The sequence below is a fragment of the Frondihabitans sp. Leaf304 genome, from assembly GCF_001423105.1.
Lineage (GTDB): Bacteria > Actinomycetota > Actinomycetes > Actinomycetales > Microbacteriaceae > Frondihabitans.
In genome coordinates this window covers 2,033,461-2,049,178 of sequence record NZ_LMNV01000002.1, presented here as the reverse complement: position 1 = coordinate 2,049,178, position 15,718 = coordinate 2,033,461, and the positions used below count along the sequence as shown (strand labels likewise).

14 protein-coding genes are annotated in these 15,718 nt (G+C 68.0%); 9 read left to right on the top strand and 5 right to left on the bottom strand.

The genetic code is table 11. The features are described from left to right. Positions 1-6 precede the first annotated feature (6 nt). The 4 genes from ASF54_RS09260 to ASF54_RS09245 all read left to right on the top strand — a co-directional run bounded on the left by ASF54_RS09260 (position 7) and on the right by ASF54_RS09245 (position 4,855). Positions 7-945, top strand: a complete 939-nt coding sequence (locus tag ASF54_RS09260; protein WP_055961208.1) for an ABC transporter permease — start codon at positions 7-9, stop codon at positions 943-945. Then, the gene (locus tag ASF54_RS09255; protein WP_055961206.1) at positions 942-2,681 is read left to right on the top strand and encodes an ABC transporter ATP-binding protein; all 1,740 of its coding nucleotides are present in this window, start codon (positions 942-944) and stop codon (positions 2,679-2,681) included. The genes ASF54_RS09260 and ASF54_RS09255 overlap by 4 nt, the downstream gene beginning before the upstream one ends. 50 nt (positions 2,682-2,731) lie before the next feature. After that, entirely contained in the window at positions 2,732-3,907 is a 1,176-nt protein-coding gene (locus ASF54_RS09250) for a glycoside hydrolase family 1 protein (protein WP_055961203.1), read from the top strand. An 87-nt stretch (positions 3,908-3,994) separates the two neighbouring features. Further along, a complete protein-coding gene (locus ASF54_RS09245; RefSeq protein WP_157510097.1) occupies positions 3,995-4,855 on the top strand; it encodes a DsbA family protein in 861 nt (286 codons plus the stop codon). A gap of 251 nt (positions 4,856-5,106) precedes the next feature. Here ASF54_RS09245 and ASF54_RS09240 read toward each other — a convergent pair whose 3' ends face one another. From ASF54_RS09240 to ASF54_RS09220, 5 genes are all read right to left on the bottom strand, one after another. Next, positions 5,107-6,489 (bottom strand): MFS transporter, encoded by a 1,383-nt coding sequence (locus ASF54_RS09240; protein WP_055961197.1) that lies wholly within the window; start codon positions 6,487-6,489, stop codon positions 5,107-5,109. 91 nt (positions 6,490-6,580) lie between these two features. Continuing rightward, complete coding sequence (locus ASF54_RS16665; protein ID WP_055961194.1) at positions 6,581-7,573, bottom strand: hypothetical protein; 993 nt, start codon at positions 7,571-7,573, stop codon at positions 6,581-6,583. Continuing rightward, entirely contained in the window at positions 7,570-8,778 is a 1,209-nt protein-coding gene (locus ASF54_RS09230; RefSeq protein WP_055961192.1) for a sensor histidine kinase, read from the bottom strand. Before ASF54_RS09230 ends, ASF54_RS16665 begins: the two co-directional genes overlap by 4 nt. After that, on the bottom strand, positions 8,775-9,479 hold the full coding sequence (locus ASF54_RS09225) for a response regulator transcription factor (protein WP_055961189.1): 705 nt from the start codon (positions 9,477-9,479) through the stop codon (positions 8,775-8,777). The genes ASF54_RS09230 and ASF54_RS09225 overlap by 4 nt, the downstream gene beginning before the upstream one ends. A 296-nt stretch (positions 9,480-9,775) precedes the next feature. Further along, positions 9,776-11,041 carry a rhamnosyltransferase WsaF family glycosyltransferase gene (locus tag ASF54_RS09220; RefSeq protein ID WP_055961186.1) on the bottom strand — a complete coding sequence of 422 codons (1,266 nt, stop codon included), beginning with the start codon at positions 11,039-11,041 and terminating at the stop codon, positions 9,776-9,778. Between the two features lie 240 nt (positions 11,042-11,281). Between ASF54_RS09220 and dnaK the strand changes: the two genes are divergently transcribed. The 5 genes from dnaK to ASF54_RS16420 form a co-directional block, all read left to right on the top strand. Continuing rightward, the gene (gene dnaK / locus ASF54_RS09215; protein ID WP_055961183.1) at positions 11,282-13,144 is read left to right on the top strand and encodes a molecular chaperone DnaK; all 1,863 of its coding nucleotides are present in this window, start codon (positions 11,282-11,284) and stop codon (positions 13,142-13,144) included. 3 nt (positions 13,145-13,147) lie between these two features. Next, positions 13,148-13,759, top strand: coding sequence for a nucleotide exchange factor GrpE (locus ASF54_RS09210; RefSeq protein WP_228514477.1), 612 nt, complete (start codon positions 13,148-13,150; stop codon positions 13,757-13,759). A gap of 94 nt (positions 13,760-13,853) precedes the next feature. Then, complete coding sequence (locus ASF54_RS09205; RefSeq protein WP_055961180.1) at positions 13,854-14,849, top strand: DnaJ C-terminal domain-containing protein; 996 nt, start codon at positions 13,854-13,856, stop codon at positions 14,847-14,849. Positions 14,850-14,897: 48 nt separating this feature from the next. Then, positions 14,898-15,308 (top strand): heat shock protein transcriptional repressor HspR, encoded by a 411-nt coding sequence (locus tag ASF54_RS09200; RefSeq protein ID WP_055961177.1) that lies wholly within the window; start codon positions 14,898-14,900, stop codon positions 15,306-15,308. A 70-nt stretch (positions 15,309-15,378) separates the two neighbouring features. Then, the coding region (locus ASF54_RS16420; protein WP_157510141.1) for an acyltransferase family protein at positions 15,379-15,718 on the top strand (340 nt) is incomplete at its 3' end.

Genomic DNA, 15,718 nt, shown 5'->3' with positions numbered 1-15,718 from the left:
GCGACGATGACGACGACACCGCTGAACCCGAGCGCCGAGACCGTTCCGGTCGACGACACGCTGCTCGCAGCCCCCGGCCCCTGGCAGGTGATCACCCGTGTGGCCTCGACCATCTGGTCGAATACCAAGGCCCGCATCGGTGTGATCATCCTGCTGCTCTTCGTGGTGGTGGCGATCTTCGCCCCGCTGCTCGCTCCCTACGACCCGAGTGCGACCACCTTCGCTCGCAGCCAGGACGCGAGTGCCGCCCACTGGCTCGGCACGACCGCGGCCGGCGAAGACGTGCTGAGTCAGCTCATCCAGGGCGCCCGAATCAGCGTCTTCGTGGGATTCGTGGCAGGCCTCCTCTCGACCGCCATCGCCGTGCTCATCGGCCTCAGCTGGGGCTACGTGAAGGGCTGGGGAGCCGACGTCATCAACTTCGTCGTCAACCTGTTCCTGGTCGTGCCCGGGCTGCCCCTCATGATCGTGATCGCCGCCTACCTGCAGAACGGCGGCATCGGCATGATCATCCTGGTGGTCGTGATCACCGGATGGGCCTGGGGTGCGCGCGTGCTGCGCAGCCAGACGCAGTCGCTCCGCGGTCGCGACTTCGTGACGGCGGCCGTGTTCAGCGGCGAACGTCCGGCTCGTATCGTTTTCCGCGAGATCCTCCCCAACATGACCTCGCTGATCGTCGGCAACTTCTTCGGCGCCGCGACGAGCGCGATCCTCGCCGAGGCCGGCCTCGAATTCTTGGGGCTCGGCGACCCGTCGACGGTCAGCTGGGGAACGATGCTCTTCTGGGCGCAGAACTCCAACGCTCTCCTCACCGGTCAGTGGGCGCTCCTGTTCGCCCCGGGTCTCTGCATCGCTCTGCTTGCGACGAGTCTCACCCTCATCAACTTCGGCGTCGACGGCCTCAGCAACCCGCGACTCCGCGAATCGCGAAAGGCCGCGAAATGAGCACCGAAGCCCCCGGTCCCGCCGCCCCCTCAGACGCACTCCTGTCGGTCCGCGACCTCAGCGTCGTCTACGAGCCCGCCGGTGCCGACCCGACGTTCGCTGTCGAGAACGTGTCGTTCGATCTCCGTCGCGGCGAATTCGTCGGGCTGGTCGGTGAATCAGGATCCGGCAAATCGACCCTGGGGTTCGCGCTGACCCGCCTGTCCAAGCCCCCGGCTCGGATCAGCCACGGCCGGATCCTCTTCGACGGGCGCGACATCGCGTCGATCGACTCCGAGGCTCTGCGTGAGCAGCGGCAGGGCGGTTTCGCGATGGTGCTGCAGTCGGGCATGAATGCGCTCAACCCGGTGCGATCGATCCGCAACCACTTTTTCGACGTCTTCAAGGCGCACGGGCACGTGCCGCACGACCGTCGCGAGCAGCGCGCTCGCGACCTGATCGGCAAGGTCGAGCTCCCTGCTGCGACGCTCGACCGCTTTCCGGGCGAGCTCTCGGGAGGCATGCGCCAGCGCGTCTCCATCGCCCTGGCTCTCTCGCTGGAGCCGCAGCTGATGGTCTTCGACGAGCCGACGACAGCGCTCGACGTGCTCGTGCAGCACGCCGTGATGAACACGATCCGCGACCTGCAGAAGTCCGAGGGCTTCACCGCCGTGCTGATCAGCCACGATCTCGGCATCGTGCTGGAGGCCACCGAGCGAGTACTGGTGATGCACGAGGGAGTCATCGTCGAAGACGGTCCGTCGTCTCAGATCCTCAGCAACCCCTCGGCCGACTACACGCGGATGCTGCTCAGCCACTACGCCGACCCGCGCGCCGAGATCGTCTCCCTCCCGGGCTTCGAAGACCGCTCGATTCGCCGAGACCAGGGGGTCAGCCGCAGCGCTCTCGCGTCGCCCGAGCATGCGCCGACCGTCGTGACGAGGTCGATCAGCACCGCGCAGGAGTCGATCGTCGTGAAGGGCGTCTCCAAGACCTACCCTCCGCCCCGCCGCGGCGAGCAGCCGGTCCGGGCGGTGCGCGACGTCTCGTTCACACTGGAGCCCGGCCAATCGCTCGCCCTCGTCGGCCAGTCCGGCTCCGGCAAGTCGACGATCGCCAAGATGATCACCGGTGTCGAGAAGCCCTCCGAGGGCAGCATCTCGTTCGGCGGCCTGGACGTGGCGAAGCTCCGCCGCGGCCAGCTCCGCGACCTTCACAGCAACGTGCAGATGGTCTTCCAAGACCCGTACGCCGCGCTCAACCCGCTGCACACCATCGAGTACACGCTGATGCGCCCCGTGGTGAACTTCACCGGGCTGAAGGGCGACGACGCGCGGCACCGCGTCCGCGAGCTGCTCGACACCGTCGGGCTCACGCCGGTCGAGCAGTTCGCCGCGAAGCTGCCGCACGAGCTCTCGGGCGGTCAGCGCCAACGCGTCGTCATCGCTCGCGCCCTCGCCTCCGACCCCCAGGTGATCATCGCCGACGAGCCGGTCTCGATGCTCGACGTGTCGCTCCGCGCCGGCGTGCTCGCGCTGCTCGAAGACCTCCGCGAGAAGTGGGGCGTCAGCCTGCTCTACATCACGCACGACCTGCTCAGCGCGAGGCTCATCACCGACAACATCATGGTGCTGCACGACGGCGCCGTGGTCGAGCGCGGCGAGACCGCCGAAGTGCTGCAGCGACCGACCGACGCGTACACGGTCGCGCTGCTCGACGCCGTGCCGAACCCGGCGCGAGCGCACGGGGCCACGTGACCCTGTCGGATCCTCGTCTTTTTCCCGTTTCGTCCCCGAAAGGAGCACCCGTGCTCACCTTCCCCAATGGCTTCCTGTGGGGTGCCGCCACCGCGGCGCACCAGATCGAAGGCAACAACGTCAACAGCAACTGGTGGGTGCACGAGCACACACCGGGCACCTCGATCGTCGAGCCCTCGGGAGACGCGGCCGACAGCTACCACCGGTTCCGCGACGACATCCGCACCCTCGCGGAGCTCGGGCTGAACAGCTACCGGTTCAGCATCGAGTGGGCCCGCATCGAGCCCGAGCGCGGGTTCGTCTCGCGAGCCGAGCTCGATCACTACCGCCGCATGGTCGACACCTGCCACGAGTTCGGCATCGAGCCGATCGTCACGCTGATGCACTTCACCGTGCCGCGCTGGTTCGAGCGCGACGGCTTCTGGCGGGCGAGCGACGCGGCCGACCTCTTCGCCCGCTACACCGAGGCCGCCCTGCCGGTCGTGTCGGAGGGCGTGCGCTACGTCTGCACCATCAACGAGCCCAACATCGCGGCCATGCTCGCCGGGGGAGAGGATGCGTCGAACCTCGTCGCTCACGGCCTGCCCGATCCCGACCTGCAGGTGGCCGACGCCCTCCTGGCCTCGCACAAGCGCTCGCGGGAGGTGCTGTCGCAGGTGTCCGGCCTGAAGACCGGCTGGACCGTCGCGACGCAGGCATTCAAGGCCGTCGACGAGCCCGGCGCGGAGGAGAAGCTCCGCGAGTACGCCTACCCCCGCGACGACTGGTACCTCGAGAACGCCGGCGGAGACGACTTCGTCGGGGTGCAGGCCTATACGCAGACGTTCATCGGGCCGGAGGGCCCTCGCCCTGTCGCCGAGGGGCTCGAGACGACGCTGACCGGCTGGGAGTTCTATCCGCCCGCCGCCGCCGAGGGCATCCGCGCCGCCTGGGAGCTCAGTGAGCACGTGCCCGTCATGGTCACCGAGAACGGCATCGCCACGGCCGACGACGACCGCCGAATCGCCTACACGCAGGGAGCGCTCGAGGGCATTCACCAGACGATCGAGGAGGGGGTCGACGTGCTCGGATATCAGCACTGGAGCGCGCTCGACAACTACGAGTGGGCCTCGGGATTCCGGCCGACCTTCGGGCTCATCGCCTGGAACAAGGAGACGTTCGAGCGCACCCCGAAGCCGAGCGCGCACTGGTATGGCGAGGTGGCGAAGGCGAACGCGCTGGGCTGAGACGGAGCGGGGCTGACCTCCCAGCGATTCGGCATGTAATATTTGTATCTTCTTCTCCGACCGTGCCCCAATCGCGAGGAGAACGCAGTGCCGAATCCCGCCCGCCCCACTAAGCTCGAACGCCGCGAAGCCGCGCGCGAGCGTGCCCGGGCCGCCATGGCGGCGCAAAAGAAGCGCGAGGCTCGTAACAAGCTGCTCGTGCGATCGGGCATTCTCGTCGGCATCGTGGCGTTCGTCGCGGTGGTCGCGCTCGTCATCGTGACCGGCATCAAGCCGGCGGGGCCCGGCCCGCGCAACATGGCGAGCGACGGCATCGTCATCGGCAAGGGGCTCGTGGCTGAGCGCACGGCAGCCCTCACCGCCGGCCAGGAGCCCACCCCGACGAAGACGCCATTGACCGACAAGGTCGCTCACATCCGCCTCTACGGCGATTTCCTCTGCCCCAACTGCGGAGCGTTCGAGCGGCAGAACGGCTCGTACATCAAAGGTCTCGTGAAGTCGGGCGGGGCGACCATCGAGTACCACCCGGTCGCGATTCTCGACCGGGCATCGATGGGCACCGACTACTCGACTCGAGCGGCGAACGCTGCCGCCGCGGTCGCCAACTACTCGCCCGACTCGTACTTCGCGTTCAACGAGGCTCTCTTCGCGGCCCAGCCGGCCGAAAACTCCGAGGGTCTCTCCGACGCTCGACTCAAGTCCGTTGCCGGCGACGTCACGGGGATCGACAACCTCAAGAGCATCGAGAAGGCGATCGACAACCGCGAGTTCGCGGGCTGGGTGGCCGATGCCACCTCCCGAGCCGGCGACAATGCGATGCGGGGCAGCGACTTGAAGAAGTTCGTCGGCACCCCCACCGTGATCGTCAACGGCAAAGCCTGGGACGGCACGAAGCTCACCTTCACGGAGTTCGTCACCGCCGCGATCTCCGACACCACGCAGAACTAGCCGCCACCGCGGCACGCCCGCCCGCTTCGATCCGCATCACATTTGATGCCGCGCAAAACGTCTCGACGGGGGTGCCGCCTGCCGCGAGCACGGCAGCGACACCTGGCGCCGACCGACGTATTCCTCGGGTCGCCGAATGCCGCCAAATGCCGTCCGAGGGGAAGTTGGCCCTGCATTTGGCGGCACTCGGCACGCGGCGCCCAACGCAGCCAGGCCGGACAGCCCCGCCCAGCCAGCACCGACCCAGCGGCTCAGTCGATCGCGCGCTGCGTCGCGTGCACCCGAGTCATCAGCACCAGCCCGACAGTGAGCACGATGGCGATGCCGATCGCCCCGAACCGGGTGTCGCCGGTCAGCGTGACGAACAGCGTGAACAGGGCCGGCGCCAGAAAGCTGACGGCGCGGCCGGTCGTCGCGTAGAGCCCGAAGATCTCGCCCTCGCGTCCGGGCGGGGTCACCCGAGCCAAGAACGAGCGGCTCGACGACTGGGCCGGGCCCACGAACAGCGAGAGGAAGAGGCCGCAGGCCCAGAACCCCGCCTTGCCGTCACCGACGAAGAGGATCGCGACGGCAGCCACCACGAGCCCACCGACGCACACGACGATGATCGTCTTCGCGCCGAGGCGGTCGTCGAGGCGCCCGGCTAAAAAGGCCCCGGTGCCGGCGACCACGTTCGCGGCGACGGCGAAGTAGAGCACCTCGGTCGGCGTGAAGCCGAAGACCACCGCCGCGATGATCGCGCCGAACGTGAAGACAGCCGCGATGCCGTCGCGGTAGACGGCGGAGGCCGACAGGAAGAGCAGCACCTGCGGGTTCTTGCGGTAGAGCTCGGCGATCGTTCGGCCGATGCGTCGGTACGAGCCGAGAATGCTCAGGCGTTCGCGGGCCGGGCCGGTCGGCGGCACCTCCGGAACGGCGAGAAACAGCGGCACGGCGAACAGGGCGAACCAGGCCGCCGAGGCGAGGATCGCAAATCGCACCGTCCAGACCCCACCGGCGATCGACGAGTCGAGGCCGAGCAGTCCCGCGTGCCCCTCGACGCCGAAGCTCTGGATGAACAGCACGAGCAGGATCACGAGCAGCACGATGCCGCCGAGGTAGCCGGCGCCCCACCCCCAGCTCGAGACGCGCCCGACGTTCTTCGGGGTCGACACCTGCACGAGCATCGCGTTGTAGTTGACGTTCGCGAACTCGATCACGACGCTACCGAGAGCCAGCAGGCACGCCCCGAGCAGCAGGTACGAGGGGATCGGCGCCACGAACACCATCGCGATCATGACGACGATCACGATGCCGGTGTTCACGCCGAGCCAGAGCTTTCGCTTGCCGGTTCCGTCGGAGCGCTGTCCGAGGAGAGGGGCGAGAACTGCGATGAGCAGCCCCGCGACGGTCAGTGCCGTCGACACGACCGAGGCGTTGTGCGCTTTCGCGGCGACCAGGGCCGCGTTCGAGGCGTTAGAGCCGGCCGCCGCCACGATGTCGGGGGAGACGAACGAGTTGGAGGCGAGGTAGGTCGAGAAGACGAACGTGATGACGATCGTGTTGAATCCCGCCGAGCCGGCGTCCCACAGGGCCCACGAGACGATGCGCCGGCGCGGAATGGGAGTGGTGTCAGCCAGCGTCGCCTGAGTCATGTCGCGACGATATCCCGTCGGGGAGCCAGGGCGCTACCGCGGCCGGATGAACGGTGTCGGCGACATCCCACCGGCGCGGAACACCCCGGCGTCATTCCTCGGGGATGGCGACCCGTGTCGTCGACTCCCCGTCGGAGGCGAGCACGGTGGCGACGGAGTCTCGGCCCTCGGGCAGGAGGCGTGCGACCACCCGGCCCCCGGTTGCCGCGTCGAGGTGCTCGACCACCACCGACTCGACGCGCTCGCGAACGCTCTCCGAGACCTCGGCCCCGTGACGGTCGTCGAGCAGCGACACGTCGATGCCGCGGGCGCGAGCCCGGGTCGCCGCGTCCGTCACGCGAGTCGTCGCCAGGTTGCTGGCCCGGAGCTGATCCCGCAGCCCCGCTTCGACGAGGGCGAATGCCTGCCGATCGTCCTCGGTGATCCGCTCCGCCGAGAGGAGCCGTTCGAGCGCCGGCGTGGCCAGGTGTCGCAGCTGCTCGAGCCGGGTGTTCTGCTCTTCGAGGGCCGCGGTGGCCGCCGCTTCGGAGCGCACGCGGCTGAGCTCGATTCGCTGCAGTCGCCGGATCGCCCTCCTGGTGCGACTGAGCAGGAGCGAGAACAGCCAGACGACGAGCACGAGGGCGGCGGAGCGGATTACGAAACCGATACCGGCGGCCGCCCCTCGGCCGACCTCGACGCTCCAGACGATCGTCAGGCCGGTCATGATGCCGAAGCCGATCCAGGTCCATCCCGGCCGGCCCCTCAGGGTGAGCAGGAACAGCACGAACGACACCGCGCCCCAGTGCCAGGTCGCCCAGCCCGGCCAGCCCCGGTCCGGCAGGTTCCAGGCGTTGAGCGAGCCGAGCGTCGTCAGGCCGACCACGACGAGGGTGAGTCGCAGCGGAAAGGGCTCTTCGGCGGGCAGCGTGACCAGGTAGCCCGCGAGCAGAATGCACGCGAGGGCGACCAGCGTCAGGGCCGGCACGGTGTCCTGCGGCAGACCGTAGAGAGCCACGGCGATGTGGGTCAGCGCGAACAGGCCGAACAAGAGGGTCGTCGCGGCCCCGGTGAGGCGGAGGAACGACGGGGCGCTGGACGTCACGAGGTTATCTCCGACCGCCAGCCGATCGTCACGCGGGTGCCGGTGCCGCGCCCGCTGTCGACGTCGGCATAGCCGCCGGGCAGAGTGGACATGCGGTTCAAGATGCTGACACGCACCCCGAGGCGCTCCGGCGGGATCCTTCGGCTGTTGAATCCGACACCGTTGTCCGTCACGCCGATCTCGATGCCCGAGGTCGCCGTTCGCACGCTGACCCGTCGCGTGACCTCGGCTCGACCCTGCCCCGCATGCCGGAGGGAGTTGCGAAGGGCTTCCGCTGTCGCCTCGAGAAGCGCCTGAGCGATATCGGAGGGAATCCGTGCCTCGTCGACCGACATCTCGAACTCGATTCCACTCGACTGCGACGAGACCGACGATCGAAGTCGCCCCACGAACTCGTCGCCGCTCAGCAGCTCGCTCGGCGGGAGGGCGTCTTCGCTCAGGGTCGCGAGCGTGGTCGCGGCGAGGGTGCGGAGCGCCGGGGTCGGCACGTCGTCGGCGCGGGAGGCGATGAGCAGGGCCGACAGCACATGATCGTGCACGAGAGCATCGATGCGGATCCGCTGCTGCACCCGGGCGGTCGTCTCCGCCTCCCGGGAGGTCTTGAGCTGCGCGGCGGCGGCGGCCTCGTCCAATCGGCGCGCGCTCGATCGGCTGACCAGGGTGATCGCGACGAAGACCGTGTCGAAGAACGTGTTGTAGAGCAGATCGAGCCCCGCGACTGCGAGTCCCTCGTCGGGCGCCGTCAGGGAGCGGATCACGCCGGAGGTGATGCCGGTCACGACGACGTACGGCCAGATCGTCCGCTGGCGCGCCCCGATGGCGAGGGCGATTGCGGGGATCGCCATGAGGTCATTGGTCCAGGGCGAACCGTCGTCGGGCAGGGGTGGCCGGGCGAAGAGGGGGAAGGTGACCATCACGACCAGGAACACGAGCGCGTACGCGCCCGCGATCCGATTCAGGATCCGAAGCGGCAACCAGAGAGACGTCGTCGCGAGCACGACCGGGCCGCCGGCCGCGAGCAGGTACGCGACGAGGCCCCACCCGTGCTCCATGGCTTCGATCTGAGCCGCCGCTTTGCCGAAGCCGACGCCGAGATAGACCAGCCCCCCGATGCCGATGGAGAGGTAGATGATGCGGAGGACGCGGCGTTCCGCTTCGCCCGCGTCGTCCAGGGCCGATCCGCCGCGAGGAGCCGGGGTCGTCACTGTCGGCGCGCGGGCAGGTCGCCGCCGATGAGGCCGTCCTCGGCGGCGCGCCGGTGCAGATCGACTTTGGTGTGGGCGGGGCGCCCGGCGTTGGCATACTTCGCCCGGATCCTCGAGACGTAGTTGGCGACCGTCGACTTCGAGAGGCCGGTCAGATACGCCACCGACTGCGCTTTCTCACCGGAGGCGTAGAGCGCGAGGATCTCTTGCTCGCGGGCGCTGAGCCCGGCGTCGGCGAGCCCCGCGTCGCCGTCGATCGCGGCGGCCCAGTCGAGGCCGGCGACCGTCTCGCCGCTCGCGGCCGCGCGGATCGCCTCGACCAGTTCGTCGACGGGCTGCGACTTGCGAACGATCCCGAGTACTCCCGCCTTCGCGGCGTCGCGGATGGCCTGCGGGTCTTCCGCCGCGGTGAGGATCAGCACGTCGATCCCGGCCGAGGCGAGCTGCCGGATGTTGTCGGTGGCGCTCGAGCCGTCGCCGAGCCGGAGGTCGAGTACGACCAGGTCGACCGGGGCGGCCACGAAATCGAGTTCGCGGACGGTCGCGGCCACGGTCACCACGTCGATGTCGGCGTACTGTCGCAGAAGTTCCGCGAAGCCGACGGCGACGATCTCGTGGTCTTCGACCAGGGCGACGCGCAGCACGGGAAGGCGCAGGCTGTCGTTGATTTCGGTGCGGTCGGCGGGCATCGGGTTGCTCATCGGTCCTCCTGCACGAAGTCTAGGGTTCGTCGATTTCGGAGAAAACCCCCAGCTCGGTGGGCATACCCCCCGTTCGGGTGCCAGCACATGTGATTCTGTCGAACTGAATGGGTTGGTGCGATTCTGATGTCGTCGGAAGAGACGCCGACCTCGATGCCCGAATCATCGAGACGCTCAGAGGGGCTGCCGCGCCAACTGGGGGAAACCGATCGACCGGCCGGGGGGCCACGGTCCGGATCCCTTCGTCGCGGCAGCCCTCACCCGTCTTTCGACAGATCGCCGGTGGGCCGCGTCGGCTAGGTCAGACTCGTCGCCAGCTCGTCCAGGACCGACCCGAGGGGGCGCCCCAACGACTCGACGAAGGATCCGTCGTAGGTCGCCTCGGAATCGTCTGCCCTCGCCCGCTCGCAGGCTTCGACCACTGCTGCGCCGAGGTCGCTCGGGTCGCTCGGCGCCGCGATCAGCCTCGGGCTCAGGTGGCCCCGCGTGCCTCCGAGTTCGTTCGTGACGGCCCTCCCGCCCGAGGCGACTGCGTCGAGTGGGGGGTGGGACGGGTGCGGCGTGAGTTGCAAGCTCAGGAGCACGTCGGTCTCGGCGAGGAAGTCGAACCAGCCTTGCCAGGAGAGCTGACCTCGACTGCGGAGCGGAGTGCCGCCGCCGAGGTCGATGGTGGCGTGGGGCTGGCCGACCGACGTGTAGTCGATCGCACCGGTCTTCTGCTGTCGGTTGGCGACCCGGAGGGCCGCGACCCCCAGGGAGAAGGCGTTGCGGGGCTTGCCGGGTCGCCCGTAGAACGCCACTCGCGCTGTGCCGGTGCGAGAGCGTCTCTCGGCAGCCGCACGCAGGCGGGCCACGTCGAGCTCGGGGCGGAAGACCGCGGCGTCGTCGGCGAGGGAGCCGATCTGCGTCTGGAGGAAGGCGTGGAGCGGGCGCGAGTTGACCACGAGCCGGAATCCCGCTTCGTAGGTCGCCGCCGCCAGGCTTGCCTCGGTCGAGTTGGGGAGGAAGTCGGGTTCGTAGTCCTGCACGAGGTACGCGACTCGGGCGGGGTCGATCGTGCCGACCCGGCAGGCGACGTCGACGGCGTGTGCCGTGCTCCAGTAGGTCGGCACCCAGATGTCGCGGGTGGAGAAGTCGGTGCCGGAGAGGGTCCAGCCGCCGCGGAACGAGACTCGCTCTCGGGCGAGATCCGTCTCGGTATGTACGAGGTTCGTCACGGCCGCGCGCGTGTGGCGCGAGGGATCGGGTGCGAAGGTGATGATCCGGAGGTCGAGCCCGAGGCGGTGTGCGAGGCCGGCACTGGCGACGACGGCCGTTCTCACTCCTGCGAAGACCGAAGCCGACGTGAGCGGCGGCAGAAGGAGGTGAACGGTCGTGGCGGCGCGCTCGACTCCGCGACAGCCGACCAATGCGGTGCTGGTCGGGAGAAGGCCGCGGAAGTCGCTCCAGGCCCCCGGCTCGAGAAGGTCGAGGTGGCGCTCGTGCTGGAGTCGGAGTAGTCGGTTGGAGACCCGATGGGCGAGATCGCCCACGTGTCGGTGGGCCTGGTGCAGGGGGGTCATGTCGTCCTCGGGATCGGGCGCAGAGCATCGAGCATGCTCGCATAGAAATGTAATATTTGCTTTCCTTGATGTCAAGCAGGGGGCTTTCCTTAGAGTTGAGTCTGTGTTGCTCAAGTTTTGACACTTCGACTTGACGCGGAGAAGTCGATGCGTAAACTTGAGCCAGTCGGACTCAACCCCGATCCTCAGATTTGTTCGGCTGCCTTGCGCAGCACCCGCACGACGAAGGAGAACAGCCACATGGCACGTGCAGTAGGAATCGACCTCGGTACCACCAACTCGGTGGTGGCCGTCCTCGAAGGTGGCGAGCCCACCGTTATCGCCAACGCCGAGGGTCTTCGCACGACCCCCTCGGTCGTGGCGTTCACCAAAGACGGCGAGGTGCTGGTCGGCGAGACCGCCAAGCGCCAGAACGTCACCAACGTCGACCGCACCATCGCGTCGGTCAAGCGTCACGTCGGCACCGACTGGAAGGTCGAGATCGACGACAAGAAGTACACCCCGCAAGAGATCTCGGCGCGCATCCTCGGCAAGCTGAAGCGCGACGCCGAGCAGTACCTCGGCGAAGACGTGACCGACGCGGTCATCACCGTCCCCGCCTACTTCAACGACTCCGAGCGTCAGGCGACGAAGGAGGCCGGCGAGATCGCGGGCCTCAACGTGCTCCGCATCATCAACGAGCCGACCGCCGCCGCTCTTGCCTACGGCCTCGACAAGGGCAAAGAAGACGAGCTCATCCTGGTCTTCGATCTCGGTGGCGGAACCTTCGACGTCTCCCTCCTCGAGGTGGGCAAAGACGACGACTTCTCGACCATCCAGGTGCGCTCGACCTCGGGCGACAACCGCCTCGGCGGCGACGACTGGGACAACCGCATCGTCGAGCACCTGATCAAGAAGTTCAAAGACGCGAACGGCGTCGACCTCTCGACCGACAAGATCGCCAAGCAGCGCCTCAAAGAGGCCGCGGAGCAGGCGAAGAAGGAGCTCAGCTCCTCGACCTCGACGAGCATTCAGCTCCCGTACCTCACGCTGACGGCAGAGGGTCCGCTCAACCTCGACGAGACGATCTCGCGCTCGCAGTTCGAGCAGTGGACCTCCGACCTCCTCGACCGCACCAAGAAGCCGTTCAACGACGTCATCAAGGAGGCCGGCGTCAAGGTCTCCGACATCTCGCACGTCGTGCTCGTGGGTGGTTCCACCCGCATGCCCGCCGTGACCGAGGTCGTCAAGCAGCTGACCGGTGGCCAGGAGCCCAACAAGGGCGTCAACCCCGACGAGGTCGTCGCCGTCGGAGCAGCCCTTCAGGCCGGCGTCCTCAAGGGAGAGCGCAAAGACGTCCTCCTCATCGACGTCACGCCCCTGTCGCTCGGTATCGAGACCAAGGGTGGCGCGATGACCAAGCTCATCGAGCGCAACACGGCCATCCCGACCAAGCGCAGCGAGACCTTCACCACGGCCGACGACAACCAGCCGTCCGTCGCGATCCAGGTCTTCCAGGGCGAGCGCGAGTTCACCCGCGACAACAAGAACCTCGGCACCTTCGAGCTCACGGGTATCGCTCCGGCGCCCCGCGGTATCCCGCAGGTCGAGGTCACCTTCGACATCGACGCCAACGGCATCGTGCACGTGTCGGCGAAAGACAAGGGCACCGGCAAAGAGCAGTCGATGGTCATCTCGGGCGGCTCGTCGCTGTCGAAGGACGACATCGACCGCATGGTCCGCGAGGCCGAAGAGCACGCCGCCGAAGACAAGGCTCGCCGCGAGGCGAACGAGGTCCGCAACAACGGCGAGCAGATGGTCTACTCCATCGAGAAGCTCCTCAAGGAGAACGACGAGAAGCTTCCCGCCGATGTGAAGACCGAGGTCCAGGCCGACGTCGACGCGCTCAAGACGGCTCTCGCCGGCGACGACGAGGCGGCCATCAAGCCGGCCGTCGACAAGCTCTCCGAGTCGCAGCAGAAGATCGGTCAGGCGCTCTACGCGTCCGACCAGGCTTCCGCTTCGGCACCGACCGACGAGCAGCCGGCTGACGGCCAGGCTCAGGGCGACGACGAAGACATCGTCGACGCCGAGGTCGTCGACGACGAAGACGACAAGAAGTAGCCGATGGTTGACGAGAAGAACGGCGCTCCCGACGAGGAGCCCACCGTGCCCGCCGCCGACCAGCCGCAGCCCGGTGAGGCGACTCCCTCCGAAGACGGCGGCACCGCCGACGTCGACGGCGCGGAGGAGCTCATCGAGGCCGAGGGCCCTGATGTCGAACTGAGCACCGAAGACGAGGCCATCCTCGATCAGGCGTCGGTCGACCTCGTGGCCGACATGCGCCAAGACATGCTCCGTGCTCAGGCCGAGCTGGTGAACTTCCGCAAGCGCGTCGAGCGTGACCGCGAAGCCAACCGCGACGCCGTGATCGCCGAGGTCGTCCGGGCGGTGCTGCCGGCCCTCGACGACCTTAGTCGTGCCGAGCAGCACGGTGACCTTGCCGACGGGCCCATGGTTGTCATCGCGCAGAAGCTCCGCGGCGGTTTCGACCGCTTCGGGCTGACGCAGATCGGTGCCAAGGGCGACGTGTTCGACCCGAAGATCCACGAGGCGATCGTCCAGCTCCCGACGGCCGACGTCACGGTCAACACCGTGGCCGACGTCATCGAGCCGGGCTACACCCTCGGTGACCGAGTCCTTCGAGCGGCCAAGGTCGCCGTCTCGGTCCCGGCCTAGCACCACCAGCACTACCGGCGGCGGGTCCCCTCGGGGGCCCGCCGCCCATACTTGGAACCAGCAGACTTCTGAAACACACGAAAGGCGGCGCCCCTTGGCCAGCCAGGATTGGTTCGACAAAGACTTCTACGCCGTTCTCGGCGTCTCGAAAGACGTCACCCCGGCCGAGCTCAAGAAGGTCTACCGCAAGCTCGCCCGCAAGTACCACCCCGACTCGAACCCGGGCGACGCGGCGGCCGAAGCGAAGTTCAAAGAGATCTCCGAAGCCCACTCCGTGCTCTCCGACGCGGAGCAGCGCAAAGAATACGACCAGATCCGCGCCATGGGGTCGGGGGCCCGATTCACGGCCGGGTCAGGCGCTCAAGGCGGTGGCGGTGGCGGTTTCGAAGACGTCTTCGGCGGCATGTTCGGCCAGCAGGGCGGCGGCCGACGCACCTCGGGTGGCGGTGGTGGCGGCTTCGAAGACATCTTCAGCGGGATGTTCGGCGGCGGCGGCTTCGGGCAGACCTCGGGCGGCTACCGCGGCTACGGCGGGCCCACCAAGGGTCGCGACATCGTTGCCTCCACGACGCTCGACTTCCGCACCGCCATCGGCGGCGACACGATCACTCTCACGCAGGCGCAGGGCAAGCCGATCAAGGTGCGCATCCCCGCGGGCGTGCACGACGGCCAGAAGATCCGCCTCCGTGGCCGCGGAGAGCCGAGTGCCGATGGCGGCGAATCCGGCGACATCGTTCTGACGGTGGCTGTGCGACCGCACCCGATCTTCGAGCGCGACGGCCTCAACCTCCGTCTCGACGTTCCTGTGACCTTCGCCGAGGCGGCGCTCGGAGCGACGATCGAGGTTCCGACGCTCGGTGGCGAGCCGGTCCGGCTTCGCGTTGCTCCGGGCACCCCGAGCGGGCGCGTCCTGCGAGTGAAGGGTCGCGGCGTCGACGCGAAAGACGGCAAGGGAGACCTGCTGGCAACCGTGCAGGTCGCGGTTCCTTCGCACCTCAGCGACCGGGCTCGCGAGGCCGTCGAGGCTCTGGCCGAGGCGCTTCCCGGCGAGAACCCCCGGAGCGACCTGCTCGATCGAGCGCGTCAGTAGCGACCACTTCTGCAGCAGACGTCCACCGAACCGACGCGGAGGCCCGCCATGGATGAACACTCCCCGATCTTCGCGATCGCGGTCGCGGCCGAGCTCGCCGAGATGCATCCGCAAACTCTGCGGCAGTACGACCGGCTGGGGCTCGTCACCCCGACCCGAACGGCTGGCAAGTCTCGGCGGTACTCGATGCGCGACGTCAATCAGCTGCGGGAGATCTCACGGCTGAGCGGCGAGGGTGTCAGCCTAGAAGGAATCAAAAGGATCCTCGAGCTCGAGAATCAGGTCACCGCACTTCAGTCGCGGGTCCGCGAGCTCGAATCGGCTTTGGCCGATGAACTGCTCAACCGTCCAGGGTCGCGTGTCTTCGCGGCGTCGCAGCACGGCGGCGCCGTGCCTCTTCGGCATGGCGCGCGGCCTCAGCGCCCGACGGCTGTCGTGCTCTGGCGGCCACACAACTGACCCATCTGTACGTCTTCGAAATCTGATATTCTTCATAGAATAATCGTCAGATAATTCGAGGGGGTGTCGAATGGCAACGCAGATTGGCTCTGCCGAGCGCGTGGTCACACGCGCCAACAGCTTCGACGCCCTGAGGCTCTTTGCGGCCCTCGTCGTCGTCTCTCAGCACGGCCACGCGGGTCTCGGCTTCGGAGGGGGCTTCCATATCTCGGGGCTTTTCGACGGGGTCGCGATCTTCTTCGTGCTCTCCGGTCTGCTCGTCTACTCGTCCGCCCAGAGTCTGGCGAGTCGGGGCATCGGCTGGAAGACGTTCTTCGTCAACCGGTATCTCCGCATCGCGCCCGCGCTTCTCGCCTTCGCCGTGTTGGCCCCGGTGCTCTTCCTCCTCGTCGGCGCCGTCTCGGCGAAGC